The sequence below is a fragment of the Streptomyces sp. NBC_01433 genome (assembly GCF_026340105.1).
Lineage (GTDB): Bacteria > Actinomycetota > Actinomycetes > Streptomycetales > Streptomycetaceae > Streptomyces.
In genome coordinates this window covers 5,250,610-5,270,866 of record NZ_JAPEPM010000001.1, presented here as the reverse complement: position 1 = coordinate 5,270,866, position 20,257 = coordinate 5,250,610, and the positions used below count along the sequence as shown (strand labels likewise).

Here is a 20,257-nt window from a genome sequence, read left to right as displayed (position 1 = left end):
CAGGGGCTGTCCGCGACGGCCGGGGCGGGACATCGCGGACACGCCCTACGGCCGTCCCGTCGTCCCTGCTGGACCGGTGCGCGGACGGGTGCACGCCACCAGCTCCACCTCGTACCCCGCCGTGTCCTCCAGATACGCGGCGTAGTGCTCGCCGCCGCCCGCGTACGGATGGCGGTCGGGGAAGAGCAGCCGCCAGCCGTGTGCGGGGGCCTCGGCCACCAGGGCGTCGAGGGTGGCCCGGTCCCGGACGTGGAAGGCCAGGTGGTTGAGGCCGGGGCGGCGGCGGTCGTGCGGGGCCTCGGCCAGGTCGGGCGACTGCTCCAGGACGAGATAGGCGCTGCCGCGCCGCCAGCTGCGGCCGTGCTGCCAGCGCTGGTACGGGACATGGCCGAGGCGGCCGAGCAGCCAGCCCCAGGACTCCTCGGCCCCGGCCAGGTCGCTCACCCACAGTTCGATGTGGTGGACCCGGCCGGTGTCGGCCCCGGCGGGCCGGAGCGGGACGGCCCGCCCGATGCCCGCCGGGTCGTGGGCGATGGGGTCGCCGTCCTCGTGCCAGTGGATCAGGAAGCGCTCGTCCGCCCGGTATCCGTCGAGACCCGCGCGGCAGTAGGCGACGATGTCGTCCGGCAGGGCGTCCAGCGGGAACCAGGCCAGCTCGGAGCACTTGCCCGGTTCGGCGTTGCGGGGCGGGCGGGCCGCGTCGTACTCCGCCTCGAAGAACCAGCCCATGCGCGGGCCGCCGGCGGGACCCCGGTGCTGCATCACGAGGGCGACCCGCAGCTCCTCGGGGTCCAGCGTCACGCCGAGCTCCTCGGCCGCCTCCCGGATCATCGCCTCCCGGACGTCCTCGCCGTCCTCCGCGTGGCCGGAGGGCATGTTGAACAGCCCGTCCGCGTATCCCGTACCGGCCCGGCGGGCGAGCAGGACATCGGGGCCGCGGCGGAGGATCAGATGGACGTCGACGACCTCCGTGTGCCGCCGCGGCGGCTCCGCGCGGGCCACCAGCGCATACCGCTCGTCGTCCACCACCTTGCCCCACAGCCGGGCGTCACCGGAGAGGGCCTCGTGGTGGATGCGCTCGGTGTGCGGGGCGAGCAGCGCGGTGAGGCGGGCCGCGGAGAGGCCGACCCCGCCCCACACCCCTTCGATCAGCACCAGCCGCCCACCGGGCTTCAGCAGACCGAACCAGTGGCGAAGGGCCGCCGCCGGGTCGGGCAGCAGCCACACCACGTGCCGCGCGACGATCACATCGAACCGCCGGTCGCCCAAAGGGGGGTGGCCGGCGTCCCCGACGAGCACCTCGGAACCGGTCCCGGCGAGCTTGGCCCGCGCCTGCTCGGCCATCCGCGGCGACTGATCGACGGCGGTGACCCGGTGTCCCTGTCCGGCGGCGAGCAGAGCGAGGCTGCCGGTGCCGCACCCCAGGTCCAGCACCTCGGAGCCGGTGGCGGGCAGCCAGTTCTCCAGCCGCCCCGCCCAGGCGTCGCGGACCGCCGGATCGAGCAGTCCGTGGTCGGGTTCCTCGTCGAAGGAGTCGGCGGCGGCATCCCAGTCGATCGTCGTCATGCCGTCGATGGTCTCAGCCGCCACTGACAGCGCGGGGCTCCTGGGACGTATGGGGGCCGGTGAGGCGTTTGCGGTAGTGGAGGCGGTCGTACGGTCCCTCGACGCGCCGCTCGGTGAGCTCGTAGCCGTAGCGCGGGTAGATCTCCCGGTTCTCCCACATCAGGGCGTTCGTGTAGAGCCTGACCTCGGGGAGGCCGAGGTCGCGGGCACGGGCGTCGGTGAAGTCGAGCGGCCGTCGGCCCGTCATGGGAGCGCGGCACGAGGGGGCCGCCCGGATCTCGCCGGACGGCCCCCCTGGGCTACTTCCGACCCGCCGCGCGCCGGCGTACCACCAGCTTGCGCGCCAGCGGCCAGGCCACGATCAGCACCACGATCGCGTAGACCGTCACCGAGAAGGGGGTGTTGACCAGGCCCGAGAGGCTGCCGTCGCTGATCTGGAGCGCGCGCCGCAGTTGCTGTTCGGCGGCCGGGCCGAGGATCACCCCGATCACGGCGGGGAGCACCGGCAGCCCGTACCGCCGCATCCCGAACCCGATCAGACCGATCACCAGCAGGATCACCAGGTCGAGCGACTCGCCGCCGACCGCGTACGCACCGACCGCGGCGAAGAACAGGATGCCCGCGTACAGGTACGGGCGCGGGATCCGCAGCAGCTTCGCCCACACGGGTGCCAGCGGCAGGTTGAGGGCGAGCAGCAGCACCATGCCGACGAAGAGCGAGGCGATGAGGCCCCAGACCAGCTCGGGTTCACGTTCGAACAGGAGCGGGCCGGGCTGGATGCCGTACTGCTGGAAGGCGGCCAGCATCACGGCGGCGACCGCGGTGGTGGGCAGCCCGAGGGTGAGCATCGAGACGAGCGTGCCCGCGGCGGAGGCGGAGGCCGCCGCCTCCGGCCCCGCGACGCCTTCGATGGCTCCCTTGCCGAACTGCGCCCGGTGCTTGGAGAGCCGCTTCTCCGTGACGTACGAGAGGAAGGTGGGGATCTCCGCGCCGCCCGCCGGGATCGCGCCGAACGGGAAGCCGATGAGGGGGCCGCGCAGCCAGGGCTTCCAGGTGCGCCCGAGGTCCGCCCGGCCGAGCCAGGGGCGGCCGACGGGGATCGGCTCGCCGGTGGAGCGGCGCAGATGGGCGGCGACCCAGAGGGCTTCGCCGATGGCGAAGAGGCCGACCGCGACGATCACCACGTCGATGCCGTCGGCGAGTTGGAGCGAGCCGAAGGTGAGACGTTGCTGGCCGGTCATCTGGTCGAGGCCCACGAGGCCGATGGTGAGACCGATCAGGAGGGAGGCGAGGCCGCGGATGCGGGAGGAGCCGAGGACGGAGGTGACGGCGATGAAGGCCAGCACCATGATGGCGAAGTAGTCGGGGGCCCCGATGTCGACGGCCAGGGAGGCCACCGTCGGGGCGAGGACGACCAGCAGGATCGTGCCGATCATGCCGCCCGCGAAGTGTCCGATCGCCGCGGCGGCCAGCGCCTGTGCGCCGCGGCCGGATTTCGCCATCGGGTTGCCCTCGATCGCGGCGACGACGGCCGCGCTCTCCCCGGGGGTGTTGAGGAGGATCGAGGTGGTGGAGCCGCCGAACATCGCGCCGTAGTAGATCCCGGCGAACATGATGAACGCGCCGGTCGGTTCGAGTCCGTAGGTGACCGGCAGCAGCAGTGCCACCGCCATGGCGGGTCCGATGCCGGGGAGCACACCGATCGCCGTGCCCAGCAGGACGCCGAGGGCGGCCCAGAGCAGATTGGCCGGCGTGAGCGCCGTACCGAAGCCGTCGATGAGGGAGTTGAGGGAATCCATCGGTCAGAGCACCCCCATCAGCGGGCCGCCCGGAAGCGGGACTCCGAGCAGGCTGTCGAAGACGAAGTAGGTCAGGAGGGAGAGTCCGGCCGCGATGAGCGGGTCGCGGTCGTGGTGCCGGCTGCCGAGCGCGTAGGCGGAGCCCCAGAAGAGCAGCGCGCCGACGATCGGGAAGCCGAGCGGGTCGATCAGTACGGCGCTCGCGAGGAAGACCCCGGCGAGCAGCAGCACGGTCTTCCAGTCGGCCGGCTCGGCGAGGTCGATGTCCTCGCCTCCCTCCGCCTCACCGCGACCGCCGCGCAGGACGTCCACGGCGAGGAGTACGGCGACCAGGAGCAGTCCGGTGCCGATGACGACCGGGACGGTCCTGGGGCCGACGGGGCCGCGCTGGGTGAGGGTGACGCTCATGGTGAGGGCGTCGGTGAGGACGAGGACGCCCAGGACGAGGAGCAGGACGCAGACGCCGAGTTCGGAGTGGTCGCGCAGCCAGGAGCCGCGCCCGGGGGCGGGAGCGGTGGCGATGGCGGTGGCAGGGGCGGTGTCAGGGGATGGCGTGTCGTCGGTCGTCACAGTCCCAGCTCCTTGAGGACCGTGGCGACGCGCCGGTCCTGGGCGTCCAGGAAGTCACCGAAGGCGTCGCCCGTGAGGAAGGCGTCGTCCCAGCCGTTCTTCTTCATCGAGTCCTTCCACTGCTTCGAGTCGTGCAGTTTCCGGACCAGGCCGACGAGCTTGTCGCGTTCGGCGTCGGAGAGACCGGGCGGGGCGACGATGCCGCGCCAGTTGGTGAAGTCGGTGTCCAGTCCGGCCTCGCGGAGCGTGGGGGCGTCGAGTCCGGGGACCCGCTTGGGACCGGTGACGGCGAGCAGCCGCAGCTCGCCCGCCTTGATCTGGTCGAGGTATTCACCGACCCCGGAGACGCCGAAGGCGACCTTGTCGCCGAGGATCGAGGCGAGCAGTTCGCCGCCGCCGTCGAACGGGATGTAGTTGACCTGTTTCGGGGCGATGCCCGCGGCCTTCGCCATCAGCATCGGGGCGAGGTGGTCGGGGCCGCCGGGCGAGGACCCGCCGCCGACCGGGAGTTCGGCCGGGTCGGCCTTCCACGCGGTGAGCAGTTGGCCGATGCTCTTGTACGGGGAGTCCTTGGCGACGACGACGATGTCCTGCTCCTCCGTGAGCCGGGCGATCGGGGTCGTGTCGCCGAGGGTCTTGGGGGACTTGTTGGTGTGGACCGCGCCGACCACGCCGAGGCCCATGGACATCGCGAGCCTGCCGTTGCCGTGCTCGCCGACGAGCCGGGTCAGGCCGACGGTGCCGCCCGCGCCGGGGAGGTTGAACACCTCGACGTTGTGGGTGAGTCCGGCGTCCTCGGCGTTCTTGGCGGCGGTGCGTGCCGTGATGTCGTAACCGCCGCCGGGGGTGTTGGGGACCATGAGGCGCAGTCCGGGGATCTGCGTGCCGCTGTCCGAACCGCTGCCCGTGGAGAGCAGCGGCGGCCCCACGAGCACCAGCACCGCCGCCCCGAGCAGGGCGAGTGGAGTGCGCAATCGCACGGGTTCCGCCTTTCGCTGTGAAGTGGCCCACATGTTGCCCGCGCGTTAACAACCTGTCTCCGTTCCGGAATCAACGGACGTTGTGGTCGTTGTGGTCGCGCTCTACGGTGGCCGCGTGACAAAGGTGCTGGTGGTGGACGACGACTTCATGGTCGCGAAGCTGCACAGCCGCTATGTGTCCGCGATGGACGGATTTACGGTCGTCGGGGTGGCCCACAGCGGCGCCGAAGCGCTGCGCGCGGCCCGGCGGTTGCGACCCGATCTGGTCCTGCTCGACATCTATCTGCCCGACATCGACGGCATCAGCGTGCTGCGGGAGCTGCGGGCCGCGGAGGAGCGGGACGCGGACGGGCACAGTATCGACGCGCTCTTCATCACCGCCGCCCGTGACGCGGGCGTGGTCAGGGCAGCGTTGCGGGCCGGTGCGCTGCACTACCTGATCAAGCCGTTCCACCGTTCGGCGCTGGTGGAGCAATTGCACCATGTGGCCTCGCTGCGCAACCGGCTCGACGCCCTGGACGAGGCGCGGCAGGAGGCCCGCCAGGAGGATGTGGACCACATATTCGGCACCCGCCCACCGGGCTCCCGCGAGCTGCCCAAGGGCCTCGCGGCGCACACGGCCGATCTGGTGGAGCGCATCCTGCGGGAGCACCCCCAGGGGCTGTCCGCGTCCGAGTGCGCGCAGGCGGGGGCGCTGTCCCGGGTCAGCACCCGCCGCTACCTCGAATACTTCGCGGAGACGGGGCGGGCAGAGGTGACGCTGCGGTACGGGGGCACGGGGCGGCCCGAACGCCGCTACCGGGCACTGAGCTGACCCGGCACGCCTCCGCGCCCTCCCGCCCGGCCCGGAGGCCGCCGGGCCGATGCCCCCTCCGGCCCTCCGGCCCTCGCGGAACGGCTCTGTCCGATCCCCCGCTTAGAGGCTCCTTAAGGGCGTCATAACGATCGCCGCCCATCCCTTTTTCCCACCGGATCCGCCCTCGGCGGCGGCTAGTTTGCTGATCTCCGGGACACGGTCCGTCCCGGCTCCCCCACACCGGCGTCCGCATCCGGGCACTTGCCCGCGGACGCCCGCCCGCGGACGCCCCCGCACGGACGTGCCCCGTCGAAGGAGAACGCCCCATGGCCGTCATCACGACCGCCCGCCGCAAGCTCGCCGCAGCCGCCGCCCTCGGTGCCGTACCGCTCGCGCTGACCGGTCTGTCCGCCGCCCCGGCCGCCGCCCACGGTTCGCTGACGGACCCGGTCAGCCGGGTGTCCGCCTGTTTCGCGGAAGGGCCGGAGAGCCCCAAGTCGGCGGCGTGCCGGGCGGCGGTCGCGGCGGGCGGGGTCCAGGCGCTGTACGACTGGAACGGGGTGAACATCGCCGACGCGGCGGGCAGGCACCGGGAGTTGATCCCGGACGGCAAGCTGTGCAGCGCGGGCAATGACAGGTTCAAGGGGCTCGATCTGCCGCGCGCCGACTGGCCGGCGACCGGGATGTCGGCGGGCAGCCACACCTTCCGCTTCCGGGCCACGGCACCGCACAAGGGTTCCTTCGCGCTCTACCTCACCAGGGCGGGCTACGACCCGGCGAAGCCCCTGGCCTGGGCGGATCTGGAGGAGAAGCCGTTCGCCGAGGCCACCGGTCCGAGGCTGGAGAGCGGTTCGTACGTCTTCGACGGCACCGTGCCCGAGCGTTCGGGGCGGCAGTTGATCTACACCGTCTGGCAGCGCTCCGACTCCCCCGAAGCCTTCTACGCCTGCTCCGACGTCACGTTCGGCGCGAGCGCCGGGAGCGGGGGTGCGGCGGGCGGCAGCGGTTCGGTGGCCGCGGTCCCCGCTCCGTCCGCCGCCGTTCCGTCCGAGGGGGAGATCACCCGGGGCGCGGAGAAGTCGTCCGTCGAGCACCACGGGCACGGTGACGGCGATGCCGGTACGGGAGCGAAGGTCACGGCCGCCGGGTCGGCCGACGGAGCGGGTGGCAACGCGCCCGAGGCCAACGGGTCGGCCACCGGCAAGGCCGAGGCCGCCGGGTCGGCCGCCGACGAGGTGCTCGCCGAGACGGGGAGCACGGGCGGCGGCGGCAACGCGTACCTGGCGATGGGCGGGGCCACCGCGCTCGCCGCCGGCGCGGCCGTGCTGTTCGCCTCGGTGCGCCGCCGGGCCGTGTCCGCCGCCCGGCACGGCCGCTGACGGACGGGCCCCTTCCGCCCCTTTCGCCCCTTTCCGTCCTCCCCTCCCCTCCGCTGCCGAGGGACCGCTGCCCGCCCCACCGGGCAGCGGTCCCTCGGTGTGATGACCGGTGCGGCCTCCGGCTCAGCCGATCACCGAGGCGCAGGTCGTCGGGGTGGCGCGCGCCGGGTCGAGGGCGTTCGCGACCTCATGGAAGGCGATCCGGTCGATGGTCCCGATCGCCACATGCTCGGACAGGTCGACCGGGCACAGGTCCTGGAGCAGGACATTGCGTACGTTCGGGCCGGTGAGGTACTGCGTGCGGTACGGGGTGACGACCTCGTCGTACCTGGTCGCGATGACGGTGTAGCGGACGCCCGGCACGGTGTCGCCGCCCGCGTTGAGCTTGGTGATGAACGGCGAGCCCGCGATCTGGTCGGCGAGGCCGGGGGTCTTCGCGGTGAGCAGGTCCTCGGCGCCGGGGAAGTACGGCAGCAGCTTGGTCAGCCCCAGGAGCGTGGTGCCGTGGTTGTCGGGGGCGATCCCGACCAGGGCGTTCACCTTGGCGGCGCCGCCGAGGAACTTAAGGTAGTAGTTCGGCATCATGCCGCCCTGCGAGTGGCCGACCAGGTCGGCCTTGGGCGCTCCGGTGGCGGCGAGCACCTTGTCGACGAACGTGCCGAGCTGTCCGGCGGACTTGTCGATGGGGCCGAGTCCGTTGAAGAACGGCACGCCGGGGAGCTGGCCGTAGTCGAGCGAGTAGACGCAGTAGCCCCGGTTGACGAGGTAGGGGGCGAGGACGAGCCAGTTGTCGATCGCGTTCCCGAAGGTTCCGTGGACCAGGACGACCGGACGGGGGTGGGCGGCGGAGGGCTTGCAGGAGTAGTCGTTCCAGCCACGGGAGGTGGCGGCCTCCGCGGCGACCGTCGAGGCGGGGGCGGCGGTCGAGGCGGTCGAGATGGCGGTGGGGGTGGCCGCGGTGGCGGTCGCCGTGGGGGTGGCGAGGGCCGCGACGGCGAGGAGCAGTGCGGCGAGCGTCCTGCGCGCACGAGGGGTGCGCGACGCACGTGTCCGGGGCAGCATCGTGTGGTCTCCTTGCGGCTCAAGGGAGTGGGGATATCGGTGCGCCCTGCGGCCCGGACCACAAGTCTTCTGGTGCTCTTCCTTCGGCCTTCGGTCTTCGCTCTTCGGTTCCTCTTTTTTCGTGCTCATGCCAAATTACGCACGAGTAAGGTCGGGAGGGAAGTTACGCGTCGGTAAAAACTGCCGCCGCACCACCGCGTGCCGCACCGGAGGGACATCACGGCACGTCAGGCGGCGAGCCGCCCCGGCTTCACCGCCTGCGGCCCGAACCTCGCCCGCAGCCGGTCCGACACCTCCTCGATCCGGCGCGCCCGCTCGTCCGCCGGATCGAGGCTGAGCTGATGGGGCGCCCGTTCCGCGTCGCCGAGCCCCTCGGCCCGCAGCGCGATCCCCCGGACCCGGGCCCGTTGCAGGCCGAGCGAGTCCTGGATCCGGTACGCGAGCGCGGTGAGCGCCGCCGAGTGGGCGGTGGGCTCCCGAAGCGTACGGCTGCGGGTCAGCGTCGCGTAGCCGGTCCGGTCGGCGTACCGCACCGAGACCGCGAGCGCACGGCACACCTGCCCCTCGCCGCGCAGCCGGGCGCCGAGCTCCTCGGTGAGCGAGAGGAGCGCGCGGCGGTGCCGTTCCCGGTCCAGTTCGTCGCGCGGGAAGGAGCGTTCGGCGGCGATGGACCGGGCGGCGGCGTTCGGCAGGACCCGGGTGCGGTCGATGCCGTTCGCCCGCTCCCACAGCTCGCGACCGGTCCGCACCCCGGTGATCCGTTGCAGGGTGGCGAGCGGCGCCGCGGCGATCCGGCCGACGGAGTCGAGCCCGTATCCGCACAGGGCGCGTGCCGTCGCCGCCCCGACACCGTCCAGCGCGGCGGCCGGCAGGGGCGCGAGGAACGCGGCCTCCTGGCCGCCGGGCACCACGAAGGTCGCCCCGGGCGCCGCCCGCCGCGCCGCCATCCGGGCCGACACGGGAGTGCGAGCCGCCCCGATCGCACAGTCCACGCCGTGCAGGGCGAGCGCCCGGACCCGGATCACCGCGGCCAGGCCCGCCGCGTCCTGCCCGAAGTAGCGCAGCGCGCCGCTCACATCGGCGAGCGCCCCGTCGGGCGGCGCGGCCTCGACGACCGGGGTGAACGCGCCGAGGAGGGCGAGCATCCCCTCGTAACCGGCACTGTCCACCGGCCCGCCGCCGATCCGGCAAAAGCGCAGACACAGGATCGTCGCCCGGTCACTCATCCCGCGCTCCCGGGGCTCTGGTGCCACAACTTCCTTCCGGTCGGGGTCCCTTCGCCGGGCGGCTGGAGGTCGGACCAGGGATTCAGCTCGTAGCCGGTGGACAGCTGGATACGCCGGCCGTCGGCGCCCCCGGGTGCCTCCTCCGAAGCGGTGTCCTCGTCCGGCACCTCCGCCAGCCGGGCCGCGACCGCGTCGAGCCCACCGGTGCGGCGCAGCTCCGCCAGTTCCGCCAGATTCCAGGCCGCGGCGCCGACCACGCTCAGGCTCCGCGGGCCGCGCCGTTGCACCACGCCGCGCACCAGCAGCAGCCAGGAGTGGAAGACCGTGTGCGCGCAGGCCGCGTGGCTGTCGTCGAAGAAGGCCAGGTCCACCAGGCCGGTGCCGTCGTCCAGGGTGGTGAAGATGACCCGGCGCCCGGAACGGACCGGCGGGGTCTGGGTGGCCGCCTTGGCGCCCGCGACCAGCACCGTCTCCCCGTGCCGCGCCTCCCGCAGCCGCTTGGCGGAGACCGCGCCCAACTCCTCCAGGAAGGCATGGTGGTCCTCCATCAGATGGCGCGAGACATCCATGCTCAGCACGCCGAGCTCGGCGCTGAGCCGTTCCGCGTCATTGAGGTCGGGCAGGCCGATGGAGCCGGACTTCCGGCCTTCCCCCAGCGGGAGCTGGGCCCCGCGGGTGCCCGGTCCGGCACTCCGCCGGGCGCGGTGGAGCTCGGAGAGGTGCAGCAGCAGATCGCGGCGGTTGGCACCGAAGGCGTCCAACGCGCCCACCTGGGCCAGCCGTTCGGCGGCCGGCCGGCCCGGCCGGGCACGCTGCCAGAAGTCCAGCAGCGAGGTGTACGGCTGCCCGGCCTCGATCCGGGCGACCTCGGCCTCACTGATGCCGTGGACGTCCGAGAGTGCCAGCCGCAGCCCCCACTTCCCGGCACCATCCTCCCCATCGGACATCAGTTCGATTCGATGAGCGGCCGCGGACCGGTTGACGTCCAGCGGCAGCACCGGCACGCCGCGCCGCCGCGCATCCGCGAGCAGCAGCCGCTTCGGGTACATCCCCGGGTCGTGCGTGAGCAGCCCGGCGTAGAAAGCCGCCGGATGGTGCGCCTTGAGCCAGGCCGACTGGTACGTCGGCACGGCGAAGGCGACCGCGTGCGCCTTGCAGAAGCCGTAACTGCCGAACGCCTCGATGATCTCCCAGGTACGGGCGATCACCTCGATGCCGTACCCCTTCGCCGCCGCACGGTGCGCGAACCAGACCTTGATCCGGCCCTGCGACTCGGGGTCGGAGAGCCCGCGCCGCACCCGGTCGGCCTCGTCCCGGCCGCAGCCGGTCATGATGTCGACCATCTCGATGATCTGCTCATGGAAGACGACCACCCCGTAGGTGTCGCGCAGCGGCCCTTCCAGATCGGGATGCGGGTAGCGGACGGGCGCCCGGCCGTGCCGGGCCTCGATGAACGGCCGCACCATGTCGGCGGCGACCGGCCCTGGCCGGAACAGCGAGATGTCGACGACCAGGTCGTGGAAGGTGGCGGGCTGGAGCCTGCCGACCAGATCGCGCTGGCCCGGCGACTCGATCTGGAAGCAGCCCAGCGTCTCGGCGGTCCTGATCAGCCGGTACGCCTCCGGGTCGCCGGGCGGTACGGCATCGAGGTCCACCTCCTCCCCCGAGGCCCGCTTCACCTCCGTGACCGCGTGTGCCATCGCCGACTGCATCCGTACGCCCAGCACATCGAGCTTGAGCAGCCCGAGGTGCTCCACGTCCTCCTTGTCGAACTGCGCCATCGGGAAACCCTCGCCGCTGGTGGGCATGACCGGGGTACGGCTCAGCAGCGTGGCGTCCGAGAGCAGCACCCCGCACGGGTGCATGGCGATGCCGCGGGGCAGCGCGTCCAGCGCCTCCACGAGTTCCCAGAGCCGGCCGTACCTCTCCTTGTGCCGGGCCACCTCCTTCAGTTCGGGCAGTTCCTCCATGGCGGCGCGGGCGTCGCGGGCCCGGATGTGCGGGAAGGCCTTGGCGAGCCGGTCGGTCTCGGCCGGATCCATGGAGAGCGCGGCCCCGACGTCCCGGATGGCGTGGCGCACCCGGTAGGTCTCGGGCATGGCGACGGTGGCGACCCGCTCGGCGCCGAAGCGCCCGATGATCCTGCGGTAGACGTCCAGGCGGCGGGCCGACTCGACGTCGATGTCGATGTCGGGCAGCACGAAGCGCCGCTTGGACAGGAAGCGCTCCATCAGCAGCCCGTGTTCGACCGGGTCGGCGTGCGCGATCCCGAGGAGATGGTTGACCAGGGAGCCCGCCCCGGAGCCACGGGCGGCGACCCGGACCCCCATGTCCCGTACGTCGTCGACGACTTGGGCGACCGTGAGGAAGTACGAGGCGAAGCCGTGGTGGGCGATGATGTCCAGTTCGTGATGCATCCGCTCCCAGTAGTCGCGCCTGCGGTCGTACCCGCGCAGCACCATGCCCGCGGCGGCCCGGGAGGCCAGCACCCGCTGGGCGGTACGCTGCCCGGCTCCGACGAGACGCGGTTCGGGGAAGTGGACGGTGCCGAGACCGAGGTCGTCCTCGGGGGCGACGAGACAGGCGTCGGCGGTGCGGCGGGTCTCCGCCAGCAGCCGCGCCCCGGCGTCGGGGCCGAGACCGGCGGCGGCGGTGATCCGCTCGGCGGTCTCCCGCATAGCGCGGGCGTCCTTGAGCCAGCGCTCACCGCTGTCGAGGGGCGAGCGGCGCGGGTCGACGGGAACGAGCCTGCGGGCCGAGTCGAGCACATCGGCGACCGGGCCCTGCCCCGGGTCGGCGTACCGGACGGCGTTGGTCAGCACGGCCCGCACCCCTTGTTCGGCGGCGAAGCCGACGGTACGGGCGGCGAGCCGCAGCGATCCGGGTCCGGTGCCCCCGCGTCCGTGGTGGACGGCTTCGAGGCGCAGGTCGTCGCCGTACATCTCCCGCCAGGGCGCGAGCAGCGCGGCGGCCCGGTCGGGGCGGCCCGCGGCCAGCGCCCCGCCGACCTCGGAGGCGGGCCCGAGCAGCACGGTGAGCCCTTCGGCGGGCAGCGCGGGCCAGTCCACCAGGGGTGGCCCGCCCGCGACGGACGGACCTGCGGGTACGGCATGGGCGGCGGTGACGAGCCGGCACAACTCCGCCCAGCCGCGGGCGCCGTCACGGGCGAGAAAGGTGACCCGGGGTGCGGATTCGTCGACAAAGGCACCACCGCGGACGGGCGCCCGCAGCCGATGCGTGCGGCCCGCTTCCCTCGCACTCCGCGCCACCGCGAGTTCCACCCCGAAGAGCGGCCGGATCCCGGCCTCCCCGCAGGCCCTGGCGAAACGGACCGCGCCCGCGAGGGTGTCGCGGTCGGTCAGCGCGAGGGCATCCATCCCCCGCTCCGCGGCACGCTCGGCCAGCCGCTCCGGGTGCGAGGCCCCGTACCGCAGGGAGAACCCGGAAACGGTGCGCAGATGCGTGAACCCGGGCATCCGCACCTCCTGGACCGATCCGCTCTGTACTCACCACCCCCTGGCTCTCCACCATAGACCAAGTTCGAACATTCGTGCGATATCCGAGGGGCGGGGCACCCATCCGACCGTTCCATCAGCCATTCGGCCCTGCCCCACCTGCGTAAACAACGGGCCGCCCGGACCGTGGGGGCATGACTTTCGTCGACGAGGTGAAGAACGCCGTCACTCCACGGGCCGCCCTGCTCGTCATCGGGGTGCTCGGGCTGCAGCTGCTGTTCATCGCGTCCTACGTCGGGGCGCTGCACAAGCCGAAGCCGACCGATGTCGCGTTCGGGGTCGTGGCCCCCCAGCAGATGTCCCAGCAACTCGTCACCCGGCTGGACGAACTGCCCGGCGGCCCCCTGGACCCCCGCGCGGTCGGCGACGCCGCCGAGGCCCGCCAGCAGATCCTGAACCGCGACATCGACGGTGCCCTGATCGTCGACCCGGCGGGAAGGACCGACACCGTGCTGGTCGCCTCCGGCGGCGGCACCGTCCTGGCCTCCTCCCTGGAGAAGATCCTCACAGGGGTCGAGGCCACCCAGCGCCGGACCGTGCGCACCGTGGACGTGGCCCCCGCCTCCCGCGAGGACTTCGACGGGCTCTCGTCCTTCTACCTCGTCGTGGGCTGGTGCGTGGGCGGCTACCTCTGCGCCTCGATCCTGGCGATCAGCGCCGGCTCCAAGCCCGCCAACCGGCAGCGCGCGGTGATCCGGACCGGCGTCATGGCGCTGTACTCGATCGCGGGCGGGATCGGCGGCGCGGTCATCATCGGGCCGATCCTCGGCGCCCTGCCCGGCAGCGTGTGGGGCCTGGCCGGCCTGGGCGCGCTGGTCGTCTTCGCGGTCGGCATGATCACGCTCGCCCTGGAGGCGCTGACCGGCATCGTCGGCATCGGCCTGGCCGTCCTGATCATCGTGATCGCGGGCAATCCGAGCGCGGGCGGCGCCTTCCCGCTGCCGATGCTGCCGGACTTCTGGCGGGCGATCGGCCCCGCCCTGCCACCGGGCGCGGGCACCTGGGTGGCCCGCTCGATCGCGTACTTCAAGGGCAACGCGATCACCGGACCGCTGCTGGTGCTCTCCGCCTGGGCGGTCGTCGGTACGGCCTTCACCCTGCTGCTGTCGATGCGGCACAGGCCGGAGACGGCCCCGCCCGGCCCGGCGCCCACGGCGACGGCACCGGGCGGGTCGACCCTCACCTGAGCTTGTTCACGGCCACCCGGGTGGTCTCCTTGAAGGCGGCGACGGGCGGGTCGCCCCAGTTGCTCTCCCAGCTGACGATCGTCACGGTGTCGCCGTCGCGCCCCACCGAGACCAGCTGGTTCTGATACCCCCAGCCGCCCTGGAAGCCGATGCCGTAGACATGGGCGCCCTCCTCGGCGGCGACCGTGCCGTGGTCCCAGAACGTCACGGGACGGCTCGGCTGCTCCTGCTCCATACGCGCCTCGCAGCCCGCGATCGACGCCTCGGCCTGTGCGCCGAACACGGCGGCCGCGGCCTCGGTGGGGAAGGCCACGGACACCTGGGAGCCCCCGGCCGTCTCCGGGGTGCCGTAGGTGGCGTTCCAGACATCCCCCTCGGGCAGAACGAGCGCCTCCGCACAGATCGCCTGATACGGCCCCTCGGAGGGACCGGACGACCAGTACCACGCCGAGAAGGGATCCGGCGGCATGTCCGACGGCTCCAGGAACCCCGGCATCGCCGCCTCTGCCGCACCGGCGGCCGAGGCCGGCACCGCTCCCGTCACCAACACCGCGGCGACGGCAGCCACCACCACGATCCCTCCGGCCGGACGACGTCCACGTCTCATCGCACTTCCCCCTGCAGGTGACGCGGCGCCCGCCCCTCGGGTGCCGACGCGATGAGCATGTGCCGACGCGACCGGAGCGCACACCTGATGTACATAAAAAGGCCGGATATACACATGGGTTGTGCCGAATACCACCACTCTTCACGAGTTTCGCCCCGAACAGCGGGACGCCCGGCTGGCCGAAATCCGAACACCCGGATGCCCGGAGCCTGTTCGGCACCGGGCATCCGGGCGGGGTACGCGGGTCGCCGGTCAACTGCCGTAATACGCCCGGCGCATCAGCCGGATCATGTCGTCGATCATCGGCATCCGCGGGTTGGCGGGGGCGCACTGGTCGGCGTACGCGTTCATCGCCTGCTGGGGCAGCGCCTCGATGAACGCCGTCTCATCGACGCCCTCCTCGGCGAAGGAGGCCGGGATTCCGCACTTGGCGCGCAGTTCCTCGACGGCCCGCGCGTAGGACTCCACGCCCTCGGCCGGGGTCGACGCGGGCAGACCCAGCATCCCGGCGATCTCCTGGAACCGCTCGGGGGCCCGGTAGACCTCGGCCTTCGGCCACGGGGTGGCCTTGCCGGTGACCTGGCCGTTGTGCCGGATGACATGCGGCAGGAGCAGCGCGTTGGTGCGACCGTGCGGGACGTGGAAGGTGTTGCCCAGGGTGTGGGCCATGGCGTGCACCAGGCCGAGGAAGGCGTTGGCGAAGGCCATCCCGGCGACGGTCGACGCGTTGTGCATCTTCTCCCGCGCCTCGGGGTCGTGCGCCCCGTCCACCACGCATCGCTCCAGGTTCCCGAAGATCAGCTTGATGGCCTGGAGGCAGAGCCCGTCGGTGTAGTCGTTGGCGTAGACGGAGACGTACGCCTCGGTGGCGTGGGTCAGCGCGTCGAACCCGGAGTCCGCGGTGACGTTCGGCGGCAGGCCCATCGGCAGCACCGGGTCGACGATGGCGACGTTCGGGGTGAGGGCGTAGTCGGCGAGCGGGTACTTCTGCGCCGCCGCCGGGTCGGAGATCACCGCGAACGGGGTGACCTCACTGCCGGTGCCCGAGGTGGTCGGGACCGCGACGAGCTGCGCCTTCTCGCCCAGCGAGGGGAAGGTGTAGGCGCGCTTGCGGATGTCGAAGAACTTCTCCTTGGTGTCCGCGAACTCGACCTCGGGGTGCTCGTACATCAGCCACATGATCTTCGCCGCGTCCATCGCGGAGCCGCCGCCGAGCGCGATGATCGTGTCCGGTTCGAAGTCGCGCATCAGCGCCGCCCCGGCCCGTACGGTCTCCAGCTCCGGGTTGGGCTCGACCTGGTCGATCACCTGGAGGGTCACCCCGGCACCCGGACGGGAGTGCAGGATGTCGATGACCTTCTGTACGTAGCCCAGCCTGCCCATGGTCTTGTCGGTGACGACGGTGACCCGGCTCAGACCGTCCATCTCGGCGAGGTAGCGCAGCGCGTTGCGCTCGAAGTAGATCTTCGGCGGCACCTTGAACCACTGCATGTTGTTGTTGCGCCGTCCGATCCGCTTGATGTTGACGAGGTTGACCGCGGAGACGTTGTCGGAGACCGAGTTGTGCCCGTAGCTGCCGCAGCCGAGGGTGAGGGAGGGCAGGAAGGCGTTGTAGACGTCGCCGATGCCGCCGAAGGTCGAGGGGGCGTTGACGATGATCCGGACCGCCTTGACGCGCCTGCCGAATTCCTCGGCCAGCTCCTCGTCCTCGGTGTGGATGGCCGCGCTGTGTCCCAGCCCGTGGAACTCGACCATCCGGGCGGCGAGTCCGAGTCCGTGCTCGGTGGAGTCGGCCTTCAGGGCGGCCAGCACCGGGGAGAGCTTCTCCCGGGTGAGCGGTTCGCCTTCACCCACCTCCGCGCATTCGGCGATGAGGAGCGAGGTGTCCTCGGGGACCTGGAATCCGGCCTGTTCGGCGATCCACCGCGGCGACCTCCCGACGACGTCCGCGTTCAGCTTCGCGCCGGAGCAGTTGGCGGCGAAGGCCGTGGTGCCGAAGACGAATTCCTCCAGCTTGGTCTTCTCGGCGGCGGTGACGACGTACGCGCCCAGGCGTTCGAACTCCGCGAGGCCCTGGTCGTACACCTCGTGGTCGAGGATGACGGCCTGCTCGGAGGCGCAGATCATGCCGTGGTCGAAGGACTTCGAGAGCACGATGTCATGCACCGCGCGCCGGAGCCCGCCGCTTGCGGTGACATAGGCGGGCACGTTTCCCGCGCCGACACCGATGGCGGGCTTGCCGCACGAATAGGCGGCCTTGACCATGGCGTTCCCGCCGGTCGCCAGGATGGTGGAGACGCCGTCGTGATGCATCAGGAGGCCCGTCGCCTCCATCGAGGGCTCCTCGACCCACTGCACGCAGTCCTCGGGCGCGCCGGCCGCGACCGCCGCGTCGCGGACCGTCCTGGCGGCCTCGGCCGAGCACCGCTGCGCGGAGGGGTGGAAGGCGAAGATGATCGGGTTGCGGGTCTTCAGCGCGATCAGCGCCTTGAAGACGGTGGTGGAGGTCGGGTTGGTCACCGGGGTCATCGCGCAGACGACACCGACCGGTTCGGCGATCTCGGTGATGCCGTTCAGCTCGTCGCGGCTGATGACCCCGACGGTCTTCAGCCCTTCCATCGAATGCGTGACGTGCTCGCAGGCGAACAGGTTCTTGACGGCTTTGTCCTCGAAGATCCCGCGCCCGGTCTCCTCGACCGCCATCCGCGCGAGCTCGCCGTGCCGGGCGAGTGCCGCGAGCGATGCCCTCTTGACGATGTGGTCGACCTGTTCCTGCGTGAACGCCCCATAGGCGTCCAGCGCGTTCAGGGCCCTTTGGACCAGTCCGTCCACCATCTCATCGGCCTTCATGGCAGGAACTCCTTCATCGAGTCTGTGTTCCTCCGCCCTTCCATTCGACACCGATGATCACGCGGAGACTGTCGCCAAAGGCCCCGAACGCAGGGCCCAAAGTCCTTCACGGGTCGCCCGGTTCTTCCGCTGTACCCGCTCCCACCTGCGAAAACATCAAGGGACCAAAGCCCCGAGCGGCCTTGTGAAAGTTTTCACAAATAATGTCCCGCAGCCTCCCCGACCCGGAGTCCGAGACGCACCGGAAAACCGGAAAGGCCCCCGGCTCCTTGAATCGCCCTCAGCCGGGGGCCTCGTCGTTCCGCGCGTTGCTCCGCGTCGTTTCGCGGCGTCCAGCGCTATTGCGCGTTGTTCCGCCGGGACCCGTCAGCCGATCTCGGCCCCGTAGGCGGCCAGCGCCTCCGGTACCGGCTGGAAGAAGGTCTCCCCGCCCGAGGAGCAGTCGCCGCTGCCGCCCGAGGTCAGACCGATCGCGGTGTCGCCCGAGAAGAGCGAGCCGCCGCTGTCGCCCGGTTCGGCGCAGACCGTCGTCTGGATGAGGCCGTTGACGATGTCGCCGTTGCCGTAGTTGACCGTGGCGTCCAGGGCGGTGACCTCGCCGTCGTGCACCTGGGTGGTGGAACCGCTGCGGGTCACCGACATGCCGACCGTCGCCTCACCCGCCCGGGTGATCGGCTGGGTCGTACCGTCGTAGAGGTCGACCTCGCTGGGGTGCTCCACCTCCGAGGTGTACTTCACCAGGCCGTAGTCGTTGTCCGGGAAGCTGGAGCCCTCGTTCGCCCCGATCTCCGCACCGCCCTGCGAGTCCGACCAGCTGGTGACGGCCTCGGTGCAGTGCCCGGCGGTCAGGAAGTACGGCGCGCCGTCCTTGACCACGTTGAAGCCGAGCGAACAACGGGAGCCGGAGCCCCAGATCGCGTCGCCGCCCGCGATGAGCGGCCTGAACTCCCCTGCGGTCCTCTTCAGTTCGGCCTTTCCGCCGAGCCCGTCGACCACCGCGGAGACCTTGTCCCAGGCCGCACCGTCGACCGTGCGGTCGGCGGTGACGACCACCTTGTTGCTCACCGGGTCGACGGCCCAGGAGGTACCCGGCACCGCGGCCCTGTCGGTGAGGGTCGCGCGGGCGGACTTCAGCTCGGCGAGGGAGTTCTGTACGACTCTGGCCTCGGCACCCGCCTGGCGCACCCGCTCGGCGGCGGCCTCGTCGACCACGTTCACGACGAGGCTCTTCGCCCCGGCGTCGTAGTACGCGCCGGCCGTGTCACCGCCCAGGTCCTTGTCCAGGGCGGTGGCGAGCTTTCCGGCCGCGTCCGCGGTGAGCGTGCGCGCGGAGAACCGCGGCACATCGTCACTGGCGTTCGCAGTCTGAAACGTCATTCCCGTCGCGACCAGGGCGACGACGGCCGACCCGGTCATCATCGCGCGCTTCCTGGATGTGCGTCGCTGCTTCAACTTCGGCCTCCTGTGGGGGCCGCGCACGGACAAAGTGGGGTTGCCCGTACGCGGAGGATGGGGCCGCCCACTATGGCGATGCCGCCGGACGGCACACAAGACCGACGCCCGGACGCACACACGACACCGACACTTCACCCCTGTGGCGTTCACGTACGGAAAGGCGATGCAACGGTCGTTCCATGTGCGAACACCCGTACAACCAGCGAACGTCCACGGATACCGGCCGGGGCCCCCTCGGAATGCCCTGCTCAATTCCTTCACGGTTCCTTCCGGCGAGGAGTCCCCGTCACGCCCCTGATGGGTCATCATCGAACAGGGGCACACGCGGGCACACCGTGCCCGGACCGGCCGGGGAACCGAGCGGAGGAGGCACGGGTGCGAAGTCGGGTGCGCGCGGCGGACGGGCGGCATCTGATGGTGGAACGCCTGGGTGATCCCCGCGGCAGACCGGTCTTCCTGCTCCACGGAATGCCGGGCAGCAGGCTGGGCCCCGCTCCACGCGGCATGGTGCTCTACCAGCGCCACACACAGCTGATCGCCTACGACCGCCCGGGATACGGCGGCTCCGACCGGCACGCGGGCCGCCGGGTGATCGACGGCGTCGAGGACGTTCGGGCGATCGCCGACTCGCTGGGCCTGGAGCGGTTCGCCGTCGTGGGCCGCTCCGGTGGCGCCCCGCACGCCCTGGCCTGCGCGGCGCTGATGCCGGACCGGGTCACCCGCACCGCCGCCCTGGTTGGCCTCGCCCCCTGGGACGCGGAAGGTCTCGACTGGTTCGAGGGGATGGCGGCGTCCAATGTGCTCGCCTACTCCACCGCCGCCGCCGACCCGGACGGGCTCGCGGAATCCTTCATCATCCGCTCCGCGGAGATCCGGCGGAACCCGGTCCGGCTCCTGGACGATCTGCGCCGGGAGCTGACCGACTCCGACCGGGTGGTGGTCAACGACGCCGGTATCCGTTCGATGCTGCTGCGCAACTACCGTGAGGGGCTGCGCACTTCGGCGTACGGATGGATCGACGACGCCATCGCCCTCTGCCGCCCCTGGGGCTTCGATCCGGCGTCGATCACCGGACCGGTGATGCTCTGGCACGGGGAGAAGGACGTGTTCACCCCGGTCGGCCACACCCGCTGGCTGGCCGGACAGATCCCGGGAGTCACCGCCGTACTGGAACCGGCGGCGGCGCACTTCGACGCGCTGTCCGCGCTCCCCGGAATCCTCAACTGGCTGCTGGACGACCGGGAGCGCACGGACGCGTGAACCCG

The 20,257-nt window shown here is 71.8% G+C and carries 14 protein-coding genes and 1 pseudogene; 4 read left to right on the top strand and 11 right to left on the bottom strand.

All coding sequences use genetic code 11. The features are described from left to right. Positions 1-45: 45 nt before the first annotated feature. The 5 genes and pseudogenes from OG413_RS23695 to OG413_RS23675 form a co-directional block, all read right to left on the bottom strand. On the bottom strand, positions 46-1,566 hold the full coding sequence (locus tag OG413_RS23695; RefSeq protein WP_266808555.1) for a trifunctional class I SAM-dependent methyltransferase/NUDIX hydrolase/VOC family protein: 1,521 nt from the start codon (positions 1,564-1,566) through the stop codon (positions 46-48). A 13-nt stretch (positions 1,567-1,579) separates the two neighbouring features. After that, positions 1,580-1,807 (bottom strand): annotated as a pseudogene (locus tag OG413_RS23690) (hypothetical protein); the annotation flags it as partial. 58 nt (positions 1,808-1,865) lie between these two features. Next, positions 1,866-3,365, bottom strand: a complete 1,500-nt coding sequence (locus tag OG413_RS23685; RefSeq protein ID WP_266808554.1) for a tripartite tricarboxylate transporter permease — start codon at positions 3,363-3,365, stop codon at positions 1,866-1,868. Between the two features lie 3 nt (positions 3,366-3,368). Continuing rightward, a complete protein-coding gene (locus OG413_RS23680; RefSeq protein ID WP_266810328.1) occupies positions 3,369-3,887 on the bottom strand; it encodes a tripartite tricarboxylate transporter TctB family protein in 519 nt (172 codons plus the stop codon). A 44-nt stretch (positions 3,888-3,931) separates the two neighbouring features. Further along, on the bottom strand, positions 3,932-4,915 hold the full coding sequence (locus OG413_RS23675) for a tripartite tricarboxylate transporter substrate binding protein (RefSeq protein ID WP_266808552.1): 984 nt from the start codon (positions 4,913-4,915) through the stop codon (positions 3,932-3,934). Between the two features lie 115 nt (positions 4,916-5,030). Here OG413_RS23675 and OG413_RS23670 point away from each other — a divergent pair, with 115 nt between their 5' ends. Together OG413_RS23670 and OG413_RS23665 are read left to right on the top strand one after the other, a co-directional pair. Further along, positions 5,031-5,729, top strand: coding sequence for a response regulator (locus OG413_RS23670; protein ID WP_266808550.1), 699 nt, complete (start codon positions 5,031-5,033; stop codon positions 5,727-5,729). Positions 5,730-6,037: 308 nt separating this feature from the next. Then, a complete protein-coding gene (locus OG413_RS23665) occupies positions 6,038-7,090 on the top strand; it encodes a lytic polysaccharide monooxygenase (RefSeq protein WP_266808549.1) in 1,053 nt (350 codons plus the stop codon). Between the two features lie 123 nt (positions 7,091-7,213). On the opposite strand, the gene OG413_RS23660 is transcribed toward OG413_RS23665, so the two are convergent. The 3 genes from OG413_RS23660 to OG413_RS23650 form a co-directional block, all read right to left on the bottom strand. After that, complete coding sequence (locus OG413_RS23660) at positions 7,214-8,152, bottom strand: triacylglycerol lipase (RefSeq protein WP_266808548.1); 939 nt, start codon at positions 8,150-8,152, stop codon at positions 7,214-7,216. 227 nt (positions 8,153-8,379) lie between these two features. Beyond that, a complete protein-coding gene (locus tag OG413_RS23655) occupies positions 8,380-9,378 on the bottom strand; it encodes a hypothetical protein (RefSeq protein ID WP_266808547.1) in 999 nt (332 codons plus the stop codon). Further along, positions 9,375-12,854, bottom strand: a complete 3,480-nt coding sequence (locus OG413_RS23650; protein WP_266808545.1) for a DNA polymerase III subunit alpha — start codon at positions 12,852-12,854, stop codon at positions 9,375-9,377. Before OG413_RS23650 ends, OG413_RS23655 begins: the two co-directional genes overlap by 4 nt. Positions 12,855-13,027: 173 nt before the next feature. Between OG413_RS23650 and OG413_RS23645 the strand changes: the two genes are divergently transcribed. Beyond that, entirely contained in the window at positions 13,028-14,080 is a 1,053-nt protein-coding gene (locus OG413_RS23645; protein ID WP_266808544.1) for a DUF3533 domain-containing protein, read from the top strand. Here OG413_RS23645 and OG413_RS23640 read toward each other — a convergent pair. From OG413_RS23640 to OG413_RS23630, 3 genes are all read right to left on the bottom strand, one after another. Beyond that, a complete protein-coding gene (locus OG413_RS23640; RefSeq protein WP_266808542.1) occupies positions 14,073-14,687 on the bottom strand; it encodes a hypothetical protein in 615 nt (204 codons plus the stop codon). The two genes, OG413_RS23645 and OG413_RS23640, sit on opposite strands and share 8 nt — an antisense overlap. 252 nt (positions 14,688-14,939) lie before the next feature. Continuing rightward, entirely contained in the window at positions 14,940-17,537 is a 2,598-nt protein-coding gene (gene adhE / locus OG413_RS23635) for a bifunctional acetaldehyde-CoA/alcohol dehydrogenase (protein WP_266808540.1), read from the bottom strand. A 366-nt stretch (positions 17,538-17,903) separates the two neighbouring features. Next, complete coding sequence (locus OG413_RS23630; protein ID WP_266808538.1) at positions 17,904-18,989, bottom strand: S1 family peptidase; 1,086 nt, start codon at positions 18,987-18,989, stop codon at positions 17,904-17,906. Positions 18,990-19,367: 378 nt separating this feature from the next. Here OG413_RS23630 and OG413_RS23625 point away from each other — a divergent pair, with 378 nt between their 5' ends. Continuing rightward, positions 19,368-20,252, top strand: a complete 885-nt coding sequence (locus OG413_RS23625) for an alpha/beta fold hydrolase (RefSeq protein WP_266808536.1) — start codon at positions 19,368-19,370, stop codon at positions 20,250-20,252. The last annotated feature ends 5 nt before the right edge of the window (positions 20,253-20,257 follow it).